This is a genomic window from Streptomyces sp. NPDC021115 (genome assembly GCF_044333065.1).
GTDB lineage: Bacteria > Actinomycetota > Actinomycetes > Streptomycetales > Streptomycetaceae > Streptomyces.
The window spans coordinates 26128-46748 of record NZ_JBIRQF010000018.1 but is presented as its reverse complement, the minus strand read 5'-3'; the positions used below and the strand labels follow the sequence as shown (position 1 = coordinate 46748).

20 protein-coding genes and 1 pseudogene are annotated in these 20621 nt (G+C 70.9%); 10 read left to right on the top strand and 11 right to left on the bottom strand.

What is annotated here, in order from left to right:
- Positions 1 to 84: 84 nt before the first annotated feature.
- The 6 genes from ACH4TL_RS36150 to ACH4TL_RS36125 all read right to left on the bottom strand — a co-directional run bounded on the left by ACH4TL_RS36150 (position 85) and on the right by ACH4TL_RS36125 (position 4959).
- A complete protein-coding gene (locus ACH4TL_RS36150; protein ID WP_398326557.1) occupies positions 85 to 315 on the bottom strand; it encodes an acyl carrier protein in 231 nt (76 codons plus the stop codon).
- 39 nt (positions 316 to 354) lie between these two features.
- Positions 355 to 1383, bottom strand: coding sequence for a beta-ketoacyl-ACP synthase III (locus ACH4TL_RS36145; protein WP_398326554.1), 1029 nt, complete (start codon positions 1381 to 1383; stop codon positions 355 to 357).
- 259 nt (positions 1384 to 1642) lie between these two features.
- Complete coding sequence (prcB, locus tag ACH4TL_RS36140; protein ID WP_398326551.1) at positions 1643 to 2500, bottom strand: proteasome subunit beta; 858 nt, start codon at positions 2498 to 2500, stop codon at positions 1643 to 1645.
- A gap of 56 nt (positions 2501 to 2556) precedes the next feature.
- Positions 2557 to 3321, bottom strand: coding sequence for a thioesterase II family protein (locus ACH4TL_RS36135; RefSeq protein WP_398326548.1), 765 nt, complete (start codon positions 3319 to 3321; stop codon positions 2557 to 2559).
- Positions 3322 to 3363: 42 nt separating this feature from the next.
- Positions 3364 to 3936: a LuxR C-terminal-related transcriptional regulator gene (locus ACH4TL_RS36130; protein ID WP_398326545.1), complete on the bottom strand. Its 573-nt coding sequence runs from the start codon at positions 3934 to 3936 to the stop codon at positions 3364 to 3366.
- A 441-nt stretch (positions 3937 to 4377) separates the two neighbouring features.
- Positions 4378 to 4959: a TetR/AcrR family transcriptional regulator gene (locus ACH4TL_RS36125; protein WP_398326542.1), complete on the bottom strand. Its 582-nt coding sequence runs from the start codon at positions 4957 to 4959 to the stop codon at positions 4378 to 4380.
- Positions 4960 to 5021: 62 nt separating this feature from the next.
- On the opposite strand from ACH4TL_RS36125, the gene ACH4TL_RS36120 reads away from it, so the two are divergent.
- From ACH4TL_RS36120 to ACH4TL_RS36090, 7 genes and pseudogenes are all read left to right on the top strand, one after another.
- The gene (locus tag ACH4TL_RS36120; protein ID WP_398326539.1) at positions 5022 to 5948 is read left to right on the top strand and encodes a ring-hydroxylating oxygenase subunit alpha; all 927 of its coding nucleotides are present in this window, start codon (positions 5022 to 5024) and stop codon (positions 5946 to 5948) included.
- Between the two features lie 67 nt (positions 5949 to 6015).
- Positions 6016 to 6888, top strand: coding sequence for a 3-keto-5-aminohexanoate cleavage protein (locus ACH4TL_RS36115; RefSeq protein ID WP_398326536.1), 873 nt, complete (start codon positions 6016 to 6018; stop codon positions 6886 to 6888).
- Positions 6875 to 7507, top strand: a pseudogene (locus ACH4TL_RS36110) (3-hydroxyacyl-CoA dehydrogenase NAD-binding domain-containing protein); the annotation flags it as partial. The gene ACH4TL_RS36115 and the pseudogene ACH4TL_RS36110, both read left to right, overlap by 14 nt.
- Positions 7508 to 7584: 77 nt before the next feature.
- Positions 7585 to 7854 (top strand): hypothetical protein, encoded by a 270-nt coding sequence (locus ACH4TL_RS36105; RefSeq protein ID WP_398326886.1) that lies wholly within the window; start codon positions 7585 to 7587, stop codon positions 7852 to 7854.
- A 143-nt stretch (positions 7855 to 7997) separates the two neighbouring features.
- Entirely contained in the window at positions 7998 to 10220 is a 2223-nt protein-coding gene (locus tag ACH4TL_RS36100) for an MMPL family transporter (protein ID WP_398326533.1), read from the top strand.
- Between the two features lie 107 nt (positions 10221 to 10327).
- Positions 10328 to 11518 carry a sensor histidine kinase gene (locus ACH4TL_RS36095; protein WP_398326530.1) on the top strand — a complete coding sequence of 397 codons (1191 nt, stop codon included), beginning with the start codon at positions 10328 to 10330 and terminating at the stop codon, positions 11516 to 11518.
- The gene (locus tag ACH4TL_RS36090; protein ID WP_398326527.1) at positions 11515 to 12198 is read left to right on the top strand and encodes a response regulator; all 684 of its coding nucleotides are present in this window, start codon (positions 11515 to 11517) and stop codon (positions 12196 to 12198) included. The genes ACH4TL_RS36095 and ACH4TL_RS36090 overlap by 4 nt, the downstream gene beginning before the upstream one ends.
- 30 nt (positions 12199 to 12228) lie before the next feature.
- Here the strand turns inward: ACH4TL_RS36090 and pntB are convergent, their stop codons facing one another.
- A complete protein-coding gene (pntB, locus tag ACH4TL_RS36085; protein WP_398326524.1) occupies positions 12229 to 13662 on the bottom strand; it encodes a Re/Si-specific NAD(P)(+) transhydrogenase subunit beta in 1434 nt (477 codons plus the stop codon).
- A 6-nt stretch (positions 13663 to 13668) separates the two neighbouring features.
- Entirely contained in the window at positions 13669 to 15246 is a 1578-nt protein-coding gene (locus ACH4TL_RS36080) for a Re/Si-specific NAD(P)(+) transhydrogenase subunit alpha (protein ID WP_398326521.1), read from the bottom strand.
- A 197-nt stretch (positions 15247 to 15443) separates the two neighbouring features.
- On the opposite strand from ACH4TL_RS36080, the gene ACH4TL_RS36075 reads away from it, so the two are divergent.
- Positions 15444 to 15947, top strand: coding sequence for a Rieske (2Fe-2S) protein (locus ACH4TL_RS36075; protein ID WP_398326519.1), 504 nt, complete (start codon positions 15444 to 15446; stop codon positions 15945 to 15947).
- Here ACH4TL_RS36075 and ACH4TL_RS36070 read toward each other — a convergent pair whose 3' ends face one another.
- Entirely contained in the window at positions 15948 to 16616 is a 669-nt protein-coding gene (locus ACH4TL_RS36070; protein WP_398326516.1) for a cysteine hydrolase family protein, read from the bottom strand. It lies immediately after the preceding gene.
- 223 nt (positions 16617 to 16839) lie between these two features.
- Between ACH4TL_RS36070 and ACH4TL_RS36065 the strand changes: the two genes are divergently transcribed.
- Complete coding sequence (locus ACH4TL_RS36065; protein ID WP_398326513.1) at positions 16840 to 17307, top strand: pyridoxamine 5'-phosphate oxidase family protein; 468 nt, start codon at positions 16840 to 16842, stop codon at positions 17305 to 17307.
- Positions 17308 to 17337: 30 nt separating this feature from the next.
- Here the strand turns inward: ACH4TL_RS36065 and ACH4TL_RS36060 are convergent, their stop codons facing one another.
- Positions 17338 to 18243 carry a LysR substrate-binding domain-containing protein gene (locus ACH4TL_RS36060; RefSeq protein WP_398326510.1) on the bottom strand — a complete coding sequence of 302 codons (906 nt, stop codon included), beginning with the start codon at positions 18241 to 18243 and terminating at the stop codon, positions 17338 to 17340.
- 74 nt (positions 18244 to 18317) lie between these two features.
- Between ACH4TL_RS36060 and ACH4TL_RS36055 the strand changes: the two genes are divergently transcribed.
- On the top strand, positions 18318 to 19268 hold the full coding sequence (locus ACH4TL_RS36055) for a DMT family transporter (protein ID WP_398326507.1): 951 nt from the start codon (positions 18318 to 18320) through the stop codon (positions 19266 to 19268).
- 14 nt (positions 19269 to 19282) lie between these two features.
- Here ACH4TL_RS36055 and ACH4TL_RS36050 read toward each other — a convergent pair whose 3' ends face one another.
- Positions 19283 to 20617 carry an aminotransferase class I/II-fold pyridoxal phosphate-dependent enzyme gene (locus tag ACH4TL_RS36050; protein WP_398326504.1) on the bottom strand — a complete coding sequence of 445 codons (1335 nt, stop codon included), beginning with the start codon at positions 20615 to 20617 and terminating at the stop codon, positions 19283 to 19285.
- Positions 20618 to 20621: the final 4 nt, after the last annotated feature.

Genomic DNA, 20621 nt, shown 5'->3' with positions numbered 1-20621 from the left:
ACGAGACAGGAGGGGAACGCGGGGTTCCGCTAAGCTTTCTTCACCATTCGGCCGACCAAACGGCACCGGTGGAGCGGGCGAGCGTCAGACCGCCGCGTTCTTCTCCTCCACCAGCTTCGCCATGTCGCCGATCGTGGGAGCGGCCAGCAGCTCGTCGTCAGTGATCGTGATGGCGAAATCCTTCTCCAGGATGATCGAGAGTTCGACGATGGACAGCGAATCCAGCTCGGCCTCCTCGACGGTGGCCTCCGGGGTGATCTTCTCGGGGACCGCTGCGAGTTTGCCGACCAGTACGTCTTTGAGCGTCTCGAACATGGGACAGCCCCATTCCTTCTGTGTAGGGGGTGGTTGGCGTCAGGCAGCGGGCAGCCCAGGCCAGGTGAGCGTGGCCGCGCCCCACGAGAGTCCGCCGCCGAACGCGGTGAGCAAGGTCCGGTGCCCCTCGGCGAGGCTGCCGTCCTCAGCCGCCTGGGCGAGCAGCAGCGGGATGGAGGCGGCACCGGTGTTACCGACCTGGGAGATGTTCGACAGCCGGTGCCCGGCCGGTATGGCCAGCTCGTCCGCGACGGTCTTGAGGATCCGGGCGTTGGCCTGGTGGGCGGCGAACCGGTCGACGTCCTCCAGACGCCAGTCGGCGGCCTCGACCGCGTGCCGCGATGCCGCCGACATCTGCTCCACGGCCTGCCGGAACGTGTGACGCCCCTCCATCTGGAAGAACTCTTCGCCCGGGCCGCCGGACCGGCTCCGGGAGCGCTGGCGTGACCCGCCGGCCGGCACCTGGATGAGGTGGGCGAACCTGCCGTCGCTGCCGAGGACCACGGGACCCACCGCACCGGGCTCGTCGGCCCGGCCCGCTCGCAGCACCAGGGCGCCCGCCCCGTCCGCGAAGATCACCGCCGTGGAACGGTCCTTCGGGTCGACGATGGTGGTGAAGGCGTCCGCCCCGATCAGCAGAACCTGCCGCGCCGCCCCTGAGGCGATCAGCCCCGCCCCTGTCGCCAGGCCGTAGAGAAAGCCCGCGCACACCGCCGAGATGTCGAAGGCCGGCACTCCCACCAGCCCGAGACGGGCCGCCACGTCCGGCGCGGTGGCCGGACAGGGCCGGTCGGGAGTGGTCGTGGCGAGCACGACCGCCCCGATGTCCGGATCGCCCGCGGATTCCAGCGCCCTCCGGCCCGCCTCGAACGCGAGATCCGAAGTGGCCATACCGGGGGAAATCACGTGCCGGGCGCTGATACCGGTACGGGTGCGGATCCACTCGTCCGATGTGTCGAGGCGGGCGGACAGATCGTCATTGGTGACAACGTCCGGAGGCACCCATCCGCCGACACCCGCCACCACCGCCGCCCGGCCTTTCTCCTGGTATCTCACCGGCACCGGCATGTACGAGCCTCCCTGGTCAAGCGGTCAGGAATCCAGGGAATTCTCACCGGCGAAACAATTCACCGACCGCTGCCGCTCATTCCCTGCTCCATTCACGCAGGACCCTACGCGGAGATTTCCGCGAAGTTCATGTCCACCTATGCACACTCCGAGCGTTTAGGAGCGAGACGGGAAGGGAAATACCCGCACGCGGAAAAGCCGGAGGGGCGGGCCCGATTCGGGCCCGCCCCTCCGGGACGGTGTGACGGAAGGCCGCCGGTCACAAGGTGACAGTGGGCCCCTCCGGCTGGCGCATCCGCTGCTCCACCACCAGACGGCTCAGTTCCTCGGTCTCCGCCGCGTCCATCCGCTCGTAGCCTTCCTCGGTGATCGACGCGACGATCGGGAAGATCCGCCGGGAGATGTCCGGGCCGCCGGTCGCCGAGTCGTCGTCCGCCGCGTCGTACAGCGCCTGGAGCGCGGCCAGCGCGGCTTCCCGGTGCGAGAGCCCAGGCCGGTAGAGCTTCTTCAACGCTCCCCGGGCATAGGGAGAACCGGACCCCACGCTGTAGAAGTCCTGCATCTCGTACGGTCCGCCGGTCACGTCATAGCTGAAGATCCGGCCTTCCTTGCCCTCCGGGGCACGCAGGTCGTACCCGGCGATGATGGGTATCACGGTGAGCCCCTGCATGGCCTGGCCGAGATGATTCCGGATCATGGTGGCCAGCCGGTTCGCCTTGCCGTCCAGGGTCATCGCCGTGCCCTCGACCTTTTCGAAGTGGGCCAGCTCGACCTGGTACAGCTTCACCATGTCCAGCGCGATCCCCACGGTTCCGGCGAATGCCACCGCCGTGTGTTCGTCCGCGGGGTACACCTTCTCCAGATCGCGCTGGGCGATGAGATTTCCCATCGTCGCGCGCCGGTCACCGGCCATCATCACGCCGTCCGCGTACGTGAGGGCCAGCACGGTGGTGCCGTGCGGGATCTGATCCTCCGTCAGTCTCGGGGTTCCGGCGGCACGCTGCCCGCTGCCAGGCATCAGGTCCGGTTCGTACCTCGCGATGAACTCCGTGAACGACGACGTTCCGGGGGTGAACAGCCAGGGCGTCAGCGGCTGCCCGCCGGTGGTCCCAGTCACTCAGCGTCCCCTCTCTGTAATGGATCGAAGATCTTCGGAACCTACCAAATATCCGATCAACGGAAACCCTCCGCAGCCAGCCCGCCGGTCAGCTCCCGAAGTCGGACGGCCGGTTCCGGCCTGTCGAAGAGATAGAAGTGACCACCGGGGAAACCCTCGTGGTCCGGTGCCCCAGCACACGACTCCGACCAGGCCAGCCGGTCCGCCTCGGCCAGGGTGAAGTCGTCCAGCCCGTACCAGACCAGGTGCGGGACGTTGGGCGGTGGACCGGGCGGCGGGGCGTAGGTATCGGCCAGGTGCAGATCATGCCCGAGCTGACTGACGGCGGCCTCCATGAAATCCGGATCCTCCAGGAACTCCGGGGCGGTGCCGCCGAACGTCCGCAGATCCTCCATGACGCTGGAGGCGGACCGCACAAGGAACGGAGCGGCGGGCATCGAAGCCTCTCCGGCGGCCACCAGCGGCCCCTTGGACGCTGAGACCACGAGGGTCTTGACCAGTGCCGCCCGGTCGGGCGAAAGCGCCGCGACAAGATTGTGCGCGAACAGGGCGCCGAGGCTGTGCCCGATCACCACGGTCGGCCGGTCGACCAGGCGGAGAAAGTCGGGAAGAAAACGCTCATACGCCGCATGAAAATCGGCGGCCGGCGCACTTTCCGACTCACCGAACCGACCACCGAGCTCAAAGAGGAATCCGCCACAGCCGTCCGGAAGGTCCTTCACCACCGGCAGAAACGAGGAGGCCGACCCCCCGGCATGATGGAAAGCGATCAGCCGGACCGGAGCATCGGACCCCGGAAGACTGTGGTACGTCATGGACATGGACACGGAACACATCACCCCTCGAGCCGGAGAAATATCCTGTCAGGTGGCCGGCGGCCACGTTCCGACCTTGAGCAGGCCAACCGAATAGGCCCTGGAGACCAACTCGGTCCGGTTGTCGGCCTGGAATTCTCTCATCAGTTCGCCCAGGTGGTACGAGATGCCGTTCTTGCTCATGTAGAGCTGGGATGCCAGTTTGGCGGTGGACAGACCACGCGCCACACCCTCGAGAACCCTGCGCCCCATCTCGCTCACCGTGGCCTTCTTGCCCCGGTCGCTCACGCTCTCCGCCAAGCTGCGGTCCGGCTGCCATAAAGCGAGCAGACCTGGGCCTCCCTCAAATCCGCCCACGGCCACACCCACCAGATTTCCGACAACACATCCCCCACTCCCCCGGACCATGGTGACTTCCTCGGTGAAGCGGATCCGCCGCCCCTCCAGGACTTCGGTCAACAAATAACCCAAACGCTCCTGCTCTCCCGGATGAAAGCCGTCGGAGAGACGCTCCCCGACGACCTTCCCCCTCGTTCCCGAGAAATAGTGAAGGAAACTGGGGCTCGCCCACAGAATTCCCTCCTCCGCATCAACCACAGCCATACTGATGCCGGATTGCATGAGCAGTGCCCTATGAAATGTTTCCACGTCGTTAACAGCTATAGGCACAACTACCCCTTCGATCGACTATGCCCAGAAACAGCGACGAGTGAACAGCAAACGAGCACTTGAAGGGTAAAGCGCCCGCAACGCCAACGCCGCGGGATCACGCCAGGCAGCACAATCGCGGGCATATGCCCGACCGTCGGGTCACCCGCCGCACCTGTGCCGCGCGTCACGGACAACCCAAAAAATCCCCACACTTTTCAACACTCAGCGAATCGGCATCCAACAAATGCGCAACGCCATCGGGGGACAGGACGGCTTTGTGGGCAGTTGCCGTTTATATCCATGACTTACGTGCAACCGCGAATTCCCCGCTCTGACTGGATCGCCACTACCTCGCCTACGGGGTTCGCCTGGATTTAACCTTCGATTCACGCGATGACTCGAAGGTTCCACTCACGCGAAGGCGATCTCTTCGCATCGGGTGACGCTCCGGCGGATCGAAGCGCGGTCGAGGCCGAGCAGGGCAGTGAGCCACATGCCGTTCCGGACGATGTCGATGTCGGCGGCCCGCTTGTTCGCCTCGGCCCGGGACAGCTCGGGACGGGCGGCACGGATCAGCGTCGCCAGGGCCCTGCGGTAGCGCTTCTGGGCCGTCGTGTTGATCTCCCCGAACACCGGGTGGGCCTGGGCGAGCGACCACAGCTGAAGGCGCAGGGAGAGGTACTCCGTGGTCAGGAACTCGGCGCGGGCGACACGGCGGAGGACCGCCCGGAGGTTCTCCTCCGGGGTCTTGGCCGGGTCGCCCGCGACCATGGCCATGTCCTGCCTCTCGATGCGGCGCAGGGCCGCGCAGATGAGCGTGTCCTTGTCGTCGTAGTAGTAGTTGACCAGGCCCAGCGAGACGCCCGCCTGCCGCGACACCGCGCCCATGCTGACGCCCGAGATCCCCTGTTGCGACAAGAGGGTGAGGACGGCATCCAGGATCTGCTCCTCCCGGCCGGCCTTCTTCTCCTGCTCCGCGGTCGTGTCGCTCACCCGCATGAGACTAGTCGCTGCCGCACCGGACCGTCCGCATTGAACGATCGTCCAGTCAGGTCTTGAACGATCGTCCAATCCGCGACCGGTCGCAGGGGCTGCGCGCCTTCTACAACGTCTGCAAGCACCGGGCGCACGAGCTCCTGTCGGGCGAGGGGACGACCCGCACCATCGTGTGCCCGTACCACGCGTGGACGTACGGCCTGAGCAGTGCCCTGGTGAGGGCGCGGCAGACGGACCGGATGGACACCTTCGACAGGTCTCGGATCTGCCTCGACCGGATCCAGGTCGAGGAGTTCTGCGGCTTCGTCTACGTCAACCTCGACCCGGCCGCCCGGCCCCTGGCGGAACAGGCTCCCGACCTCGCCGCCGAGATCACCGAGCGGGCACCGGACATCGCCGGGCTCACCCACGCCAAGCGCCTGCACTACGACGTCAGGACCAACTGGAAGAACGTCATCGACAACTTCCTGGAGTGCTACCACTGCCACGTCGCACACCGGGAGTTCGTGTCGCTGGTGGACATGAACACCTACGACGTGCGGACCCATGGCATCTGGTCGAGCCACTTCGCGGACGCGGGCACCTCGGCGAACATCGCGTACGACGTGTCCGGCGCGACCGTCAAGGAGCACGCGGTGTGGTGGCTGTGGCCCAACACCTGCCTGCTGCGCTACCCCGGGCGGGGCAACTTCATGGTCTTCCAGGTGCTCCCGGCCGGGCCCGACCGCACCGTGGAGACCTGGGACTTCTTCCTGGAGAGCCCGGAGCTGAACGAGGCGGAGCAGCAATCGGTCAAGTACATCGACGACGTGCTCCAGGTGCAGGACATCGGCCTGGTCGAGAGCGTCCAGCGCGGCATGGGCACGCCCGCCTTCGACCAGGGCCGGATCGTCTACGACGCCGAGCGGGCGCCGGGGCTCTCCGAGCACGGGGTGCACCACTTCCACGGCCTCGTCCTCGATGCCTACCGCGCGCTGGCACGGTGAGGTGCGTTCCGATGTCCAGGCCAGTCATCATCACGTGCGCTCCGACCGGGGCATCCACACCCCGACGATGTCACCGCACCTGCCGATCACCCCGGACGAGATCGCTCAGGCGTCCGTCGAGGCGGCGCGGGCGGGCGCGGCCATCGTCCATCTGCACGCGCGCGATCCGCGGACCGGGAAACCCGATCCCCGGCCGGAGCTGTTCCAGCGGTTCCTGCCGCGGATAGCCGCCGAGACCGACGCCGTCGTCAGCATCTCCACCGGCGGCGGCCTGGACATGTCGCGCGAGGACCGGCTCCGCGCCGCCGTCGCGGCATCGCCCGAGATGGCCTCGCTCAATGTCGGTTCGCTCAACTTCGGCATCTTTCCGATGCGCCAGAAGTACGACCGGTGGAAACACGACTGGGAGCCGGAGTTCCTGGAGTCGACGCGCGACCTGGTCTTCAAGAACACCTTCGCCGACCTCGAGTACATCGTGAAGGAGCCGGGCGGGGCGCACGGCACCCGGTTCGAGTTCGAGTGTTACGACCTCGGCCATCTGTACAACCTGGCCTGGCTCATCGACCAGGGGTGGCTCGAACCGCCCTTCTTCGTGCAGATGGTCTTCGGTGTGCTGGGCGGCGTCGGCGCCGACCTGGACAACCTCGTGCACATGCACACCGTCGCCGAGAAACTCTTCGGGGACGACCACGAGTGGTCCGTCCTCGCGGCCGGACGGCACCAAATGCCGTTCGCGACGCAGGCCGCCATGCTCGGGGGGAATCTCCGGGTGGGCATGGAGGACAGCCTCTACATCGGCCCCTGCGAACTCACCCCGTCCAACGCGGCCCAGGTCGCGAAGATCCGCACCATCGTCGAATCCCTCGGACACACCGTCGCCACTCCGGCCGAGGCCCGTCGCCGACTGGGACTGAAAGGGGCGGACCATGTCAGCTTCTGAACAGCGGAGCGACGGGCCGGGCGAGGTCACGCGCGTGGCCGGCCTCGGCGGCGGGGTGATCGGCCGGAGCTGGACCACGCTCTTCCTGGCCGCGGGCAAGTCCGTCGCCGTCTTCGATCCGGACCCGCTCGCCGAGCAGAAGGTGCGTCAGGCGGTGGAGACGGCCTGGCCGGTGCTGACGAGGCTGGGCCTCACCGAGCACGGCGACCCGGACGGTCTGCGCTTCTGCGCCGACGTACGCGCGGCGGTCGAAGGCGCGCAGTTCGTCCAGGAGAGCGTTCCCGAGCGGCTCGGCCTCTAGCACGAGCTGTACGCGTCCATCGAGCCCGCCCTCGGGGCCGAGGCGGTCGTGGCCTCGTCGGCCTCCGGACTGACGCTGACGGAGATGCAGGAGGGCTGGCGGGAGCCGGGGCGCTTCGTCCTCGGCCACCCCTTCAACCCGCCGCACCTCATCCCCCTGGTCGAGGTGATGGGGAACGCGAGGACCGCTCCCGGAGTGGTGGACCGGGCGCGCGCCTTCTACGAGTCGGTCGGCAAGGTGACGATCGAGGTCAGGCGGGAGGTGCCCGGACACGTCGCCAACCGGCTGCAAGCGGCGCTCTGGAGAGAGGCCATCCACCTCGTCGACGAGGGCGTGGCGAGCGTCGAGGACGTCGACCGGCAGTCTGTGCGGGTCCCGGGCTGCGGTGGGCGACGATGGGCCCGACGCTGCTGTTCCGCCTGGGTGCCGGTGAAGGGGGTCTGGAGGCGTTCTGCGAGCGCTACGCCGACAGCTTCAACCGCTGGTTCGACGACCTGGGCCGTCCGCGTCTGGACGAGGCCGTGTCGCGACGGCTGGTGGACGGGCTCCGCCCGGTCAGCGCGGCGCACTCGGTCGATGATCTGTCCGAGCGGCGCGACGCCCTGCTCACCGAGCTGATCGCCGTTGCCCGGGGCCATGCCACGACGGACCCCTGTCCCAGCTGAGTTGTCCTACCTGAGGAGGAGACACCGCGGCGCCTCGTGCGATTCCACCAGCGCCAAGTGCCCGTAGCGGCACGACGCGGGGAGGGGCCCGTGCCCGGGAGTCTGAGTCGGTACACAGATTCGGATGCGGAGATCCCAGACACGTGGCTACCTTCCTGTATCGAGTAGGCCGTACCGCCTTCCGGCGGCGCTGGCTCGTGGCACTGCTGTGGGCGGTGACCCTCGGCGCCGCCGGGGCCGGCGCCGCAAAGGCGCCCGGCGCCGGTGACGACGGCACGTCCTTCATGCCCGGCATCGAGGCGCAGAAGGCGTTCGACCTGATCGGGGAGCGCTTCCCGGGGTCGGACGCCAACGGCGCCACCGCGCGGATCGTCTTCATCGCCCCGGACGGCGAGAAGGTGACCGCGGGCGGGTATCGTGCCGCCATCGACAAGCTGGTGGCCGAGGCCGCCGAGGGGCCCCGGGTCGACAGCGCCGTGAGCCCGTTCACGGCGCGCGCGGTGAGCGGGGACGGCTCCACGGCGTACGCCACGGTCACCTTCAAGACCAAGGCCGACGACCTCACCGACGCCGACAAGACCGCCCTGGAGAAGGCCGTCGACGAGGCCCGCGACGCCGGGCTCACGGTCGAGACGGGCGGCAGCGCGCTCGCCACGCAGCCCGCCGCCGGAGGGCCGGGCGAGGCCATCGGCATCGCCCTGGCCGCCGTCGTCCTGCTGATCACCTTCGGCTCTCTGGCGGCCGCCGGGCTTCCGCTGCTCACCGCCGTCGTCGGCGTCGGGATCAGCATGTGCGCGATCCTGGCCCTGGGCAGCACCTTCGGGCTGAACATGACCACCGGCACGCTCGCCTCGATGCTCGGGCTCGCGGTCGGCATCGACTACGCCCTGTTCGTGGTCTCCCGCTACCGGGAGGAGCGCGCCAATGGCCACCATCCGAGCGAGGCGGCCGGAATCGCCGCCGGTACGGCGGGGTCCGCCGTGGTCTTCGCGGGCCTGACGGTCGTGATCGCGCTGGCCGGTCTGTCCGTGGTCGGGGTGCCGATGCTGACGAAGATGGGCCTGTGCGCGGCGGGCGCCGTGGTCCTCGCCGTCCTCATCGCGCTGACCCTGGTGCCCGCGCTGCTCGGGATGTGGCCGAACGCCGTCCTGCCCCGCGCCGAACGCAAGCGCGGAACGCTGACGCGGCCCGACGCGGATGGCGCGCCGAACGGCGGCACCCGGTGGGCCCGGTTCGTGCTGCGCCGTCCGGTCACGGTCCTGCTGGTCTGTGCGGCGGGCCTGGGCGCGCTCGCGCTGCCCGCCACCCAGCTCGAGATGGGCATGCCGGGCGACGAGGCCAAGCCCACCTCCACGACGGAGCGGCGCGCCTACGACGCGCTCGCCGACGGATTCGGCGCGGGCTTCAACGGCCCGCTGACCGTCGTCGTGGACGCCGAGGGGGCGGCCGACCCCAAGGCGGCCGCGCGTACCGTCGCCGAGGCGGTCAAGGGCACCGACGGCGTCGTGTCCGTCTCCCCCGCGCGGTTCAACGCGGACGGCGACACCGCGCTCTTCTCGGCGGTCCCGGCCACCGGCCCGAACGACGAGGCCACCAAGGACCTCGTGCACACCATCCGCGCGGAGCGCGCCGCCCTGGAGAAGGACACCGGGGCGACCTTCGACGTCACCGGCAGCACCGCGATGAACATCGACGTCGCGAACGCCCTCCAGGACGCCCTGCTGCCCTATCTGACGGTCATCGTCCTCCTCGCCCTGCTGCTGCTCATGGTGGTCTTCCGCTCCGTCCTCGTGCCCGTCAAGGCGGCCTTCGGCTTCCTGCTGTCGGTGCTGGCGGCGCTCGGCACGGTCGTGGCGGTCTTCCAGTGGGGCTGGGGCGCGGAGCTGCTGGGCGTGGAGCAGACCGGCCCGATCATGAGCCTCATGCCGATCTTCCTGGTGGGCATCGTCTTCGGTCTGGCCATGGACTACGAGGTGTTCCTCGTCGCCCGCGTACGGGAGGCGTACGTCCACGGCGAACGGCCCGCACAGGCGGTCGTCAGCGGGTTCCGGCACAGCGCCCGGGTGGTCGTGGCCGCCGCGGTCATCATGATCGCGGTCTTCTCCGGGTTCGTCGGCTCCGGCGAGTCCATGATCAAGACCATTGGTTTCGGCCTCGCCGTGGCGGTGCTCTTCGACGCCTTCGTCGTCCGTATGACCCTCGTGCCCGCGGTCCTCGCCCTGCTCGGCGAGAAGGCATGGTGGCTGCCCCGCCGCCTCGACAGGGCGCTGCCGAGCGTCGACGTCGAGGGCTCCGGGCTCGTCCCGGCGCCCACTCCGCCCGGCGCCGACAGCGAGACCAGCGCGCGGGAGTGGGCGCGCACCTGACGCCCACGTGACCACAGCGGGCGCGGTACCGTACGAGGCGGTGCCGCGGCCCGCAGCTGTCGTCCCGACCCGGGTCCCACCCCTGGTCCTACCTCGGAGAACGTGCCATGAGCACACGTTGGCGCCACCGGGCGACGAGCCGTCCTAAGACCGTCGAGGCCGTCGGCCTGGCGCTGCTGTTCGCCGTCACCCTGTCGGGCGTCTGGCTCACCTCGGCGGTGGTGGTCGAGCACGTCGCCCTGTGGCCCGGCATCGCGCTGTCCGCCGTCGGCTGCGTGGCCCTGGTCCGGCGGCAGGGCCGTCCCCTTCCGGTCCTGGCCGCGACCACGCTGTGCACGATGGGCCAGGGCGCCACGGGCTATCTGCTGACACCGTTGCTGATGGCCCCCATGCTGACCGCGCAGTACGTCGCGAGCCTGCGCACCGACCGGAGGACCACGTGGAACAGCGCGCTGGCGGCCGCCGCGAGCATCGCGGTCACCATGCTGCTCCGCAACGCTTTCAAGGACCCCGTCCTCAGCGTCATCAACCCCGCCGGATGGGTCCTCATGGTCGCGGCCTTCGGCTCCTACGTCCGCGTACGCCGCGAGTACGCCGCCGCCAGGGCCGAACACGCCGCACGCGAACGGGAGGAGGAGGCCCGGCACCATGTGATCCAGGAGCGCATGCGCATCGCGCGGGAACTGCACGATGTCGTCGCCCATCACCTCACCCTCGCGAACGCCCAGGCGGGCACCGCCACCCACCTGGCGCGGACGAACCCCGGGAAGGCGCTGGAGATCCTCGGCCAGTTGTCGGAGACCACGGCCACGGCGCTGCGCGAACTCAAGGCCACCGTGGAGCTCCTGCACCAGGACACCGACACCGACGACGGCCTGACCCCCGCCCCAGGCCTGCGGCAACTCCCCGACCTGGTCGCCGCCTGCTCGGCGGCCGGGCTGGACGTGGCCGTCACCGTGGACGGGCGGCCCCGGCCGCTCCCGGCGGGGCTCGATCTGACCGCGTACCGGATCGTCCAGGAGGCGCTGACCAACGTCACCAAGCACGCCCCCACCCGCAACGCCCGCGTCCGTCTGGCCTATGCGCCGCACGAGGTGACCCTCACCGTCACCAACGACACCGCCTCGCCCCGCACCCCGGCACCGGCCGGGCCCGGGCGCGGCTACGGGCTGCTCGGCATGCGCGAGCGCGCCCGGTCCGTCGGGGGCACCCTCGACGCGGGCCCCCGTCCGGAGGGCGGGTTCGAAGTCGTCTGCGCCCTCCCGCTGAACACCCCCCACGAAGGCATCGCCACATGACCATCCGCGTCCTGCTCGCCGACGACCAGGCCCTGCTGCGGGCCACCTTCCGCATCCTCATCGACTCGGAACCGGACCTGACCGTCGTCGCGGAGGCCACCGACGGGAGGGAAGCGCTCGACCTGGCCCTGACCCACGAGCCCGATGTGGTCCTCATGGACATCCGCATGCCGGGCACCGACGGACTGACCGCCACCACGGACATCTGCTCCCGGCCTGAGCTGTCCGCCACCCGCGTCCTGATCCTCACCACGTTCGAGAACAACGAGAACGTGGCGAAGGCCCTGCGCGCCGGGGCGAGCGGATTCCTCGGCAAGGACGTCGGCCCGGAACTCCTGCTGTCGGGCATCCGCACCGTCGCGGCGGGGGACTCCCTCCTCTCCCCCACCGCGACCCGGACCCTCATCACCCGCTTCCTCGCCACCCCCGACACCGACACCCCGCTCGCGCCCCCGGAGCGCCTCACCGCGCTCACCGAGCGGGAACGCGAGGTCATGGCGCTGGCCGCGCACGGCAAGTCCAACGCCGAGATCGCCGATCAGCTCGTGCTCAGCCCGCTGACCGTGCGCAGCCACATCCAGCGCGCCATGACCAAACTCGACGTCCGCGACCGGGCCCAACTGGTCGTGGTCGCCTATCAGTCCGGCCTGGTCCGGGCCCGCCCGGACCGGACCGGCTGACGGGGACCGTCCCGTACGGCGCCGCCCGCCTCAGGTGGCCGTGCCCGCCATGGCCACGGCTGACGGGTCGGAGGCGTCGAGGCTGCGCAGGATGTCCTCCACCCGCTGCTTGGCGTCGCCGAAGAGCATCCGGCTGTTCTCCCGGAAGAACAGCGGGTTCTGCACACCCGCGTACCCGGCGGCCATGGAGCGTTTGAAGACGACCACCTCGGCCGCCTCCCATACGTGCAGCACCGGCATCCCGGCGATGGGGCTGCCCGGGTCCTCGATGGCCGCCGGATTGACGGTGTCGTTGGCGCCGATGACCAGGACGACCGAGGTGGCGGCGAAGTCGTCGTTGATCTCGTCCATGTCCAGCACGATGTCGTAGGGCACATGGGCCTCGGCCAGCAGCACGTTCATGTGGCCGGGCAGCCGTCCGGCGACCGGGTGGATGCCGAAGCGCACCTCGGTGCCGCGCTCGCGGAGCCTGCGCGCGAGCTCCGCGACCGGGTACTGGGCCTGGGCGACCGCCATGCCGTAGCCCGGGGTGATGATCACCGAGGAGGCGCCGCGCAGCAGTTCCGCGGTGTCCTCCGCGCCGATCTCCCGGTGCTCCCCCTGGTCGCCGCCGTCGCTCGTCACCGGCTGGGCTCCGAAGCCGCCCGCGATCACCGAGAGGAAGGAGCGGTTCATCGCCTTGCACATGATGTACGAGAGGTAGGCGCCGGAGGAACCGACCAGCGCACCGGTGACGATCAGCAGGTTGTTCGCGAGCAGGAAGCCCGAGGCCGCCGCGGCCCAGCCGGAGTAGCTGTTGAGCATCGAGACGACCACCGGCATGTCACCGCCGCCGATGGAGGCGACCAGATGCGCGCCGAGGGCGAGCGCGATCACGGTGACCGCGATGAGCGGTCCGATGGCGGGACGGGCCACGAACGCGACGGTGAGCGCCACGAACGCGACCAGGGCGGCCACGTTGAGGACGTGCTTGCCGGGCAGCATGAGCGGGCGGGAGTCGATGCGCGCCGAGAGCTTCAGATACGCGACGACGGAGCCCGTGAAGGTGACGGCGCCGATGAACACGCCGATGAACACCTCGGCGTGGTGGATGGCCAGCAGCGAACCGGTCAGTTCGGCGTCGACGTCGAGGTAGCCGTTCCAGCCGACGCACGCGGCGGCGAGGCCGACGAGGCTGTGCATGATGGCGATCAGTTCGGGCATGCCGGTCATCTCGACCACGCGGGCCCGCCACAGCCCGATGCCCGCGCCGACGGCCGTGGCGACGGCGATCAGCACGAGCCCGGTGGCGGTGATGCTCCGGGAGGCGAGACCGACGGTGGCGGCCAGAGCGATGACCATGCCCGCGATGCCCCAGACGACGCCCGAGCGGGAGGTCCGGTGCTGTGAGAGTCCGGCGAGGCTGAGGATGAACAGCAGCGCGGCGACGACGTAGGCGGCCTGTGCGGCGGTGGTGGTGGTCATCCGCGATCAGCCTTTCGAGAACATGCCGAGCATGCGGCGGGTGACGGCGAATCCGCCGAAGATGTTGATGCTCGCCAGCAGGATCGCGGCGAACGACAGCACGGTGACGGCGGTGTCCCCGTGCCCGATCTGGAGCAGCGCGCCGACCACGACGATGCCGGAGATGGCGTTGGTGACCGACATCAGCGGGGTGTGCAGCGCGTGGTGCACATTGCCGATGACGTAGAAGCCGACCACGATCGCCAGGACGAACACCGTGACGTGGCCGAGGAGTTCGTTCGGGGAGAAGGCCGTCACCAGGAACAGCGCGAGCGCCCCGGCGCCGACGAGGGCGTACGAGGACCGGGCGGGGCGGGCGGGATTCGCCGGTGGCTCCGAGGGGGCCGGAGCGGTGTCCGCCGCGTCGGTGGGGCCAGGGGCGGCGGACACCCGCACCGGTGGCGGCGGCCAGGTCAGCTCGCCGTCGCGGACCACGGTCATCGACCGCTGCACGACGTCGTCGAAGTCGAGGACGAGGCGGCCGTCCTTGCCGGGGGTGAGCAGCTTCATCAGGTTGACGAGGTTGGTGCCGTACAGCTGCGACGCCTGGGACGGGAGCCTGCCGGGCAGGTCGGTGTAGCCGATGATCGTCACGTCGTTGGCGGTGACGACCGCCTTCCCGGCGACCGTTCCCTCGACGTTGCCGCCCTGGGCCGCGGCCATGTCGACGATCACGCTGCCGGGCTTCATGCGCGCCACGTCCTCGGCGGTGATCAGCTTGGGTGCCGGTCTGCCGGGGACGAGCGCGGTGGTGATGATGATGTCGACGTCGGCGGCCTGCTCGGCGTACAGCCGCGCGGCGAGCCGGTTGTAGTCGTCCGAGGTGGCCTTGGCGTAGCCGTCGGTGCTGACCCCCTGCGCGGGCTGTTCGGCCCGTACCGTCAGGAACTCCCCGCCCAGCGAGCGCACCTGCTCGGCGACCTCGGGCCGGGGGTCGGTGGCGCGGACCACCGCGCCGAGACTGCGCGCCGCGCCGATCGCCGCGAGCCCGGCCACCCCGGCCCCGGCCACCAGCACCCTGGCGGGCGGGACCGTGCCCGCGGCGGTCACCTGGCCGGTGAAGAAGCGGCCGAAGGCGTGCGCGGCCTCGACCACGGCCCGGTATCCGGCGATGTTCGCCATCGAGCTCAGGACGTCCAGGGACTGGGCGCGCGAGATGCGCGGGACGGCGTCCATGGCGAGGACGGTGACCGGCCGCCGGGCCAGCTCCTCGACCAGTTCCGGGTGGAGCGCGGGGCCGATGAGCGCGATCAGGGTCGCCCCGTCGCGCAGCCGCCCGATCTCCTCGGTCGACGGTCCGTTGACCTTCAGCACGACCGACGCCGACCAGGGGTCCCCGAGCAGGGCCCCGGCCTCCTCGTAGGCCGCGTCGGAGAAGCGGGACGACGCTCCCGCCCCCGGTTCGACGATCACGTGATACCCCAGCTCGACCAGCCGGGCCACAGTGGCCGGTGTCGCCGCCACCCTGGTCTCGCCCGCGACGGACTCGGCGGGTACGCCGATCCGCTGGCGTTGCACTTCCGTTTCCGGTTCCGGTGCGGCCATCGTCTTCTCTCTCTCGCCGTCGACGCCCGGGCGCCGGGCCGGTCCGCCCGGCGCCTGATGTGCCTGTCCATCCATCGGTGCCCGGATCCGTTCGTTTTCGACCCTGTCCGGATCGACAAGAGGCCACGTGTGCGTTGAACACCTGAGCACTCGGCTGCGTATGGAATCGAAACGTCCCTGACTCAGGAGGCACCACCATGACGCAGCCGGAAACCACCGGATGGGGCACCACCCGCCGTGCCGTCGTCTCCGCTGCCGGAGCGGCCGGGCTGGCCGCCGCCCTCACGGCCTGCGGTAAGGACGACGGCGGCGGGTCGGGCGACTCGCAGAACGCCGGTTCCGCACAGGAATCGGCCGGGTCCGGGCAGTCGGGCGCGGGTGCGGGAGGCGACGCGGCGGGCGGCGGCGGGGGCGGCATGGAGCTGGCCAAGACCTCGCAGATACCCGAGGGCGGCGGCATGGTCTTCAAGGATCACAAGGTCGTGGTGACCCAGCCCTCCTCGGGGCAGTTCAAGGCGTTCTCCTCGATCTGCACCCACCAGGGGTGCTCGGTCGGCGATGTGTCGGACGGCACCATCAACTGCCCGTGCCACCAGAGCAAGTTCGACATCAGCGACGGCAGCCCGAAGGGCGGACCGGCCACGAAGGCGCTGCCCGGGGCCAAGATCAAGGTGGAGGGCACCTCGATCAAGATGGCCTGATCAAGCCGCCCTGTTGGTCTGCCAGCAGGCGAGAACGTCCTCGGTCGAGGTGACGGTCGCGACGAGGGCGAGGGTGTGACGGACCATCGCCGGGGTGTACGAGGCGGGCACCCCGGCGATGGCATCCGCGGGCACCACGGCCGTATAGCCGAGGTTGACCGCGTCGAAGACCGCGTTGGGTATCGCCACATTGGCCGACACGCCGACGACGACCAGGGTGCGGCAGCCCAGATTGCGCAGCAGCGCGTCCACGCCGGTCCCGGCGAGCGGCGACAGACCGTGCAGCCGCCGCACCACCAGGTCCTCAGCGCCGACCGGGACCGGTTCGGCGATCCGTACCGCGTCGCTCCCGGTGAGCTGCCGCACCGGCAGCCGCTCTGCGGCCCGGAACAGCGGCGCGTTGCGGTTCGCGCCACGCCCGTCGGCGCGTCGCTCGGCCACCGCGTGCAGCACCGGTACGCGCGTGTCGTGGGCGGCCGACACCAGCCGGGCGACACGCCCGAGCGCGCCCGACTCCCGGGCCTCGGCGGCGAGTTCGGGCAGGGCGCTGCCCGGGCCCACCACGCCGCGCTGGCACTCCACGGTGAGCAGGGCGCAGCCCTCGGGCCGGAGCAGTTCGGACAGCGACACGGCGGCCTCCTGGCGTCTAGGGGGTGTCTTGCCGGTCATGCCGGGCTCCCGACGCCTGGCACGGCACCTCGCGGCCCCGCGCTCGTCGCGCGCAGCGCCGCTGCGCTCTCCTCACGCGGGTTGCGATGCTCCCCCAGCTACCGCTGGGAGGTGCCCCCGCACCAGACGCCGCTCGCTGATCCGGCCTGATCGGCAAGACACCCCCAGCGCCGGGAGGGTAACGGCCATTGCATGTGGAGGGAAGAGTCGCGATTCTGTGCGGATGACCGTCACCCAGCGGCGGGGACGCCGCATCATGATGAGCCCGGCCGAGCTGGACGCGTTCCTCACCGAACAGCGCACCTGCCGGGTCGCGACGGTGGCCGCGGACGGGCGGCCGCACCTCAGCGCGCTGTGGTTCGCCTGGGACGGCACGGCCCTGTGGCTCTACTCGCTGACCCGCAGCCGCCGCTGGGCCGAGCTGCGCCGCGATCCGCGGCTCGCGGTGCTCGTCGACGACGGGCACGACTACGGGGAGCTGCGCGGCGCCGAGCTGAGCGGCGAGGCCGTCTTCGTCGGCGAGGCCCCGCGCTCGGGCGCGCCGTGCCCCGAACTCGACGCGCCGGAGCGGATGTTCGCGGCGAAGTACTTCGGCCTGGACGCCATGCCGCACGACGGGCGCCACGCATGGCTGCGGCTGACCCCGGACACGGTCAGTTCCTGGGACTTCCGCAAACTGCCCCAGGGCTGAGCGCGTCGTACCGGACCAGGCCCTGCCGGGTCAGTCGACGATCTTCTCCCCCACCGACCGCAGCACGTCCACCGCCGCGCGGATGGAGGGCCTGCGGTCGGCGTCGGCTCGCCAGATCGCGTAGACGTGGCGGCGCATCGTGGGCGGGCTCACCGGCACCATCCGCACGCCCTCGGGCACCGGGCCCCGGCCGAGCCGGGGGATGACGCCGATCCCGAGCCCCGAGGCGATCAGCGCGAGCTGGGTCTGGTGCTCCCGCGCGGTGTGCCGGATGTGCGGCTCGATGCCCTTGCCGCGCAGGGTCACCATCAGCCAGTCGTAGCAGAACCCGCCCTCGGGCCAGGACACCCACTCGTCGTCCACGAAGTCCTCCGGCTCGACCGCGCAGCGGTCGGCGAAGGGGTGGTCGGCGGGCATCGCCACGTCGACCAGGTCGTCCAGCAGGGCCGCCTTGACCAGCCCGCCGGGCACCGGCAGCGGCTTGTTGTACCAGTCGAGGACGACGGCCAGGTCGATGTCGCCGCGCACCACCGCGGGCACCGACTCGTCCGGCTCCATCTCCTGCAACCGGGCGCGCAGCTGCGGGTGCTCGGCCCGCATCCGCTCCAGCGCGGCGGGGAAGAGGCCGCGGACGGCGGTGGGGAAGGCGCCCAGCAGCAGCTCGCCGACGGCGTGTCCGCGCTGGGCCTCCAGGTCGGCCTGGGCCAGTTCCACTTGGGACAGGATGCGCGCCGCGTGGTCGGAGAGCAGCCGCCCGGCGTCGGTGAGCCGCACCCCGCGCCCGTTCTTGGCGAGCAGCTGCTGCCCGGTCTCCCGCTCCAGCTTGGAGAGCTGCTGGGAGACGGCCGAGGTGGTGACGTGCAGTCCCTCGGCCGCGCCGCTCACGGAACCGTGCCGGGCCACGGCATGCAACGTACGCAAGCGATCCAGATTCATGTAAGTAATGCTACGCGATAACGCACATGAATTCTCGCTTGTTCTAAGAAGTTGTAGCCAGCAAGCTGGACGCCATGACGGCCATGCCCCGAGCGACCACCGCGGTGTCCCCCTCCTCAGCCACCGAGCGGCCCCGCACACCCGGCGCCCGCCCACGGCGGCTGCTCGACTGGCGCGTCCGCTTCGGCGTGCTCGCCCTGGTCTGGGGCTTCAGTTTCCTGCTCATCAAGGTGGGCACCGAAGCTTTCGCGCCGTTGTACGTCACCCTCGGGCGGATGGTGTTCGGCACCGCCGTCCTCCTCGCGGTCCTGGTGGCGAAGCGGGAGCGGCTGCCGCGCGGGGCCCGGGTGTGGGGCCATCTGGCCGTGGCCGCCCTCTTCCTCAACGCCCTCCCGTTCTCGCTCTTCGCCTACGCCGAGACGACCATCCCCTCCACCCTGGCCGGTATCTGCAACGCCGCCTCGCCCCTGTGGGGCATGGTCGTCGCGGTGGCCGTCGTCTCCGACGACCGCCCGACCCGGCAGCGCGTCGCGGGCCTCGGGCTCGGCTTCGCCGGTGTCCTGATCGTGCTGGGCGCGTGGCAGGGCTTCTCCGGCCAGGACCCGCTGGGAACGGCGCTGGCGCTCACCGCCTCGTTCAGCTACGCGATCGGCTGGGCCTACGTCCGCCGCACGCTCGCCGACACCGGGAACTCCCATCTGGCCATGTCCTCCGGCCAGTTGCTGCTCGGCACGGTCCAGCTGGCGATCGCCGCCCCGCTCGCCGCCCCGGCCCCGGGCTCGTTCCCCGTCCTCCCCCTGCTGTCGGTGCTCGCCCTCGGCGCGCTCGGCACCGGCCTCGCCTTCCTGATCCAGTACGGCCTGGTGGCGGAGGTCGGCCCGACGACGGCGATGATGGTGACGTACTTCGTCCCGGTGATCGCCACGGCGGCGGGCGTGCTGATCCTCGGCGAACACCTCAGCTGGAACACGCCGGTCGGCGCCCTGATCATCCTCGTCGGCGCGGCCCTCACCCAGCGCCGGTAAGCCGGCCGGAAGCATCAGTCCATCCGGCCCGCCGGGGCCGCCCCCCTCGCCACCGCCGAGGCCACCGCTTCGGCGAGCCCGGCCACCTCGTCGGCGCGCAGCGCGGAGACCGTCAGCCGCAGCCCCGGGCCCGAGGCCACCCGGAACCGGGCGCCCGGGGCGGACGCCCAGCCCGCGGACAGCAGTCGGGCCACCGCGCCCGTCTCGTCGGGCACCGGCACCCAGACGTTCATCCCGCTGCGCCCGTGCGCGGCGACCCCCCGCTCCCGCAGGGCGCTCACCAGGGCGTCGCGCCGCGCGTCGTACGCCGCCGCGACGGCCGCCGCGTCCACCGCGCCGGTGCGCCACAGATGCGTCACCGCGTCCTGGAGCAGATGGCTGATCCAGCCGGGGCCGAGGCGCTGCCGTCCGCGCAGCCGGTCCAGGGTGACGTCGTCGCCGGTGAGCACCGCGAGGCGCAGATCGGGGCCGTACGCCTTGGCGGTGGAGCGGACCAGGATCCAGTGATCCGTGCCGCCGGCGAGCGGGTGCAGGGGCAGATCCACGATGCCGTGGCCGTGGTCGTCCTCGATGAGCACCACACGGGGGTGCCCGGCGAGGACGGCGCGCAGCTCACGGGCGCGCGCCGCGCTCACCGCGGCGCCCGTCGGATTCTGCGCCCGGTCGGTGACGACGAGCGCCCGCGCCCCCTGGCGCAGTGCCCGCTCCACCTCCTCCGGCAGCGGCCCGTCGTCGTCGAGCCCGACGGGAACGGTGCGCAGCCCGAGCGCCGGGATCAGGTCGAGCAGGCTGCCCCAGCCGGGGTCCTCGACGGCGACCGCGTCACCGGGCCGCAGATGGGCGGCGAGGACGCGCTCGATGGCGTCGAGCGAGCCGGAGGTGACGGCCACGGGCCCGTCCGGCACGCCGTCCGCGTCGAAGGCGGCGCGCGCCGACGCGCCGAGGCCGGGGGCGACGCCCGGCGCGCCGTACAGCGTGGGGCCGTCGGCGGCGCGCGCCGCGGCCTCCGCGAGGGCCGCGCCGAGCGGCGGCAGCAGGGCCGGGTCGGGGTTGCCGGACGCGAGGTCGCGCGCGCCCGGCGCCTCGACCCGGATCCACTCGCGCGGCGTGCTCGCCGGGCGCGCCCGCACCCGGGTGCCCCGGCGGCCCGCCGTCTCGATCACCCCGCGTTCGCGCAGCACGCGATAGGCGGCCGCGACGGTGTTCGGATTGACGCCCAGCCTCGTGGCCAACTCCCGCTGCGGGGGCAGCGGTTGGCCGGGCGACAGCCCCCCGGCACCGACCGCCCGCTCCACGCTGGCCGCGATCTCCGCTGCGCCACGCCCTTCGATCGGATATTCTCCTAGCACAAAA

What these genes read in the sequence shown, in the direction of transcription:
- ACH4TL_RS36065 (WP_398326513.1), top strand. Translation starts at nt 16,840, where the DNA reads ATGACCGTCACCCAGCGGCGGGGACGCCGCATCATGATGAGCCCGGCC.
- ACH4TL_RS36070 (WP_398326516.1), bottom strand. Translation starts at nt 16,616, where the DNA reads ATGACCGGCAAGACACCCCCTAGACGCCAGGAGGCCGCCGTGTCGCTG.
- ACH4TL_RS36060 (WP_398326510.1), bottom strand. Translation starts at nt 18,243, where the DNA reads ATGAATCTGGATCGCTTGCGTACGTTGCATGCCGTGGCCCGGCACGGT.
- ACH4TL_RS36115 (WP_398326536.1), top strand. Translation starts at nt 6,016, where the DNA reads ATGTCACCGCACCTGCCGATCACCCCGGACGAGATCGCTCAGGCGTCC.
- ACH4TL_RS36105 (WP_398326886.1), top strand. Translation starts at nt 7,585, where the DNA reads ATGGGCCCGACGCTGCTGTTCCGCCTGGGTGCCGGTGAAGGGGGTCTG.
- ACH4TL_RS36055 (WP_398326507.1), top strand. Translation starts at nt 18,318, where the DNA reads ATGACGGCCATGCCCCGAGCGACCACCGCGGTGTCCCCCTCCTCAGCC.
- ACH4TL_RS36150 (WP_398326557.1), bottom strand. Translation starts at nt 315, where the DNA reads ATGTTCGAGACGCTCAAAGACGTACTGGTCGGCAAACTCGCAGCGGTC.
- ACH4TL_RS36075 (WP_398326519.1), top strand. Translation starts at nt 15,444, where the DNA reads ATGACGCAGCCGGAAACCACCGGATGGGGCACCACCCGCCGTGCCGTC.
- ACH4TL_RS36080 (WP_398326521.1), bottom strand. Translation starts at nt 15,246, where the DNA reads ATGGCCGCACCGGAACCGGAAACGGAAGTGCAACGCCAGCGGATCGGC.
- pntB (WP_398326524.1), bottom strand. Translation starts at nt 13,662, where the DNA reads ATGACCACCACCACCGCCGCACAGGCCGCCTACGTCGTCGCCGCGCTG.
- ACH4TL_RS36095 (WP_398326530.1), top strand. Translation starts at nt 10,328, where the DNA reads ATGAGCACACGTTGGCGCCACCGGGCGACGAGCCGTCCTAAGACCGTC.
- ACH4TL_RS36130 (WP_398326545.1), bottom strand. Translation starts at nt 3,936, where the DNA reads ATGCAATCCGGCATCAGTATGGCTGTGGTTGATGCGGAGGAGGGAATT.
- ACH4TL_RS36090 (WP_398326527.1), top strand. Translation starts at nt 11,515, where the DNA reads ATGACCATCCGCGTCCTGCTCGCCGACGACCAGGCCCTGCTGCGGGCC.
- ACH4TL_RS36145 (WP_398326554.1), bottom strand. Translation starts at nt 1,383, where the DNA reads ATGCCGGTGCCGGTGAGATACCAGGAGAAAGGCCGGGCGGCGGTGGTG.
- ACH4TL_RS36135 (WP_398326548.1), bottom strand. Translation starts at nt 3,321, where the DNA reads ATGTCCATGACGTACCACAGTCTTCCGGGGTCCGATGCTCCGGTCCGG.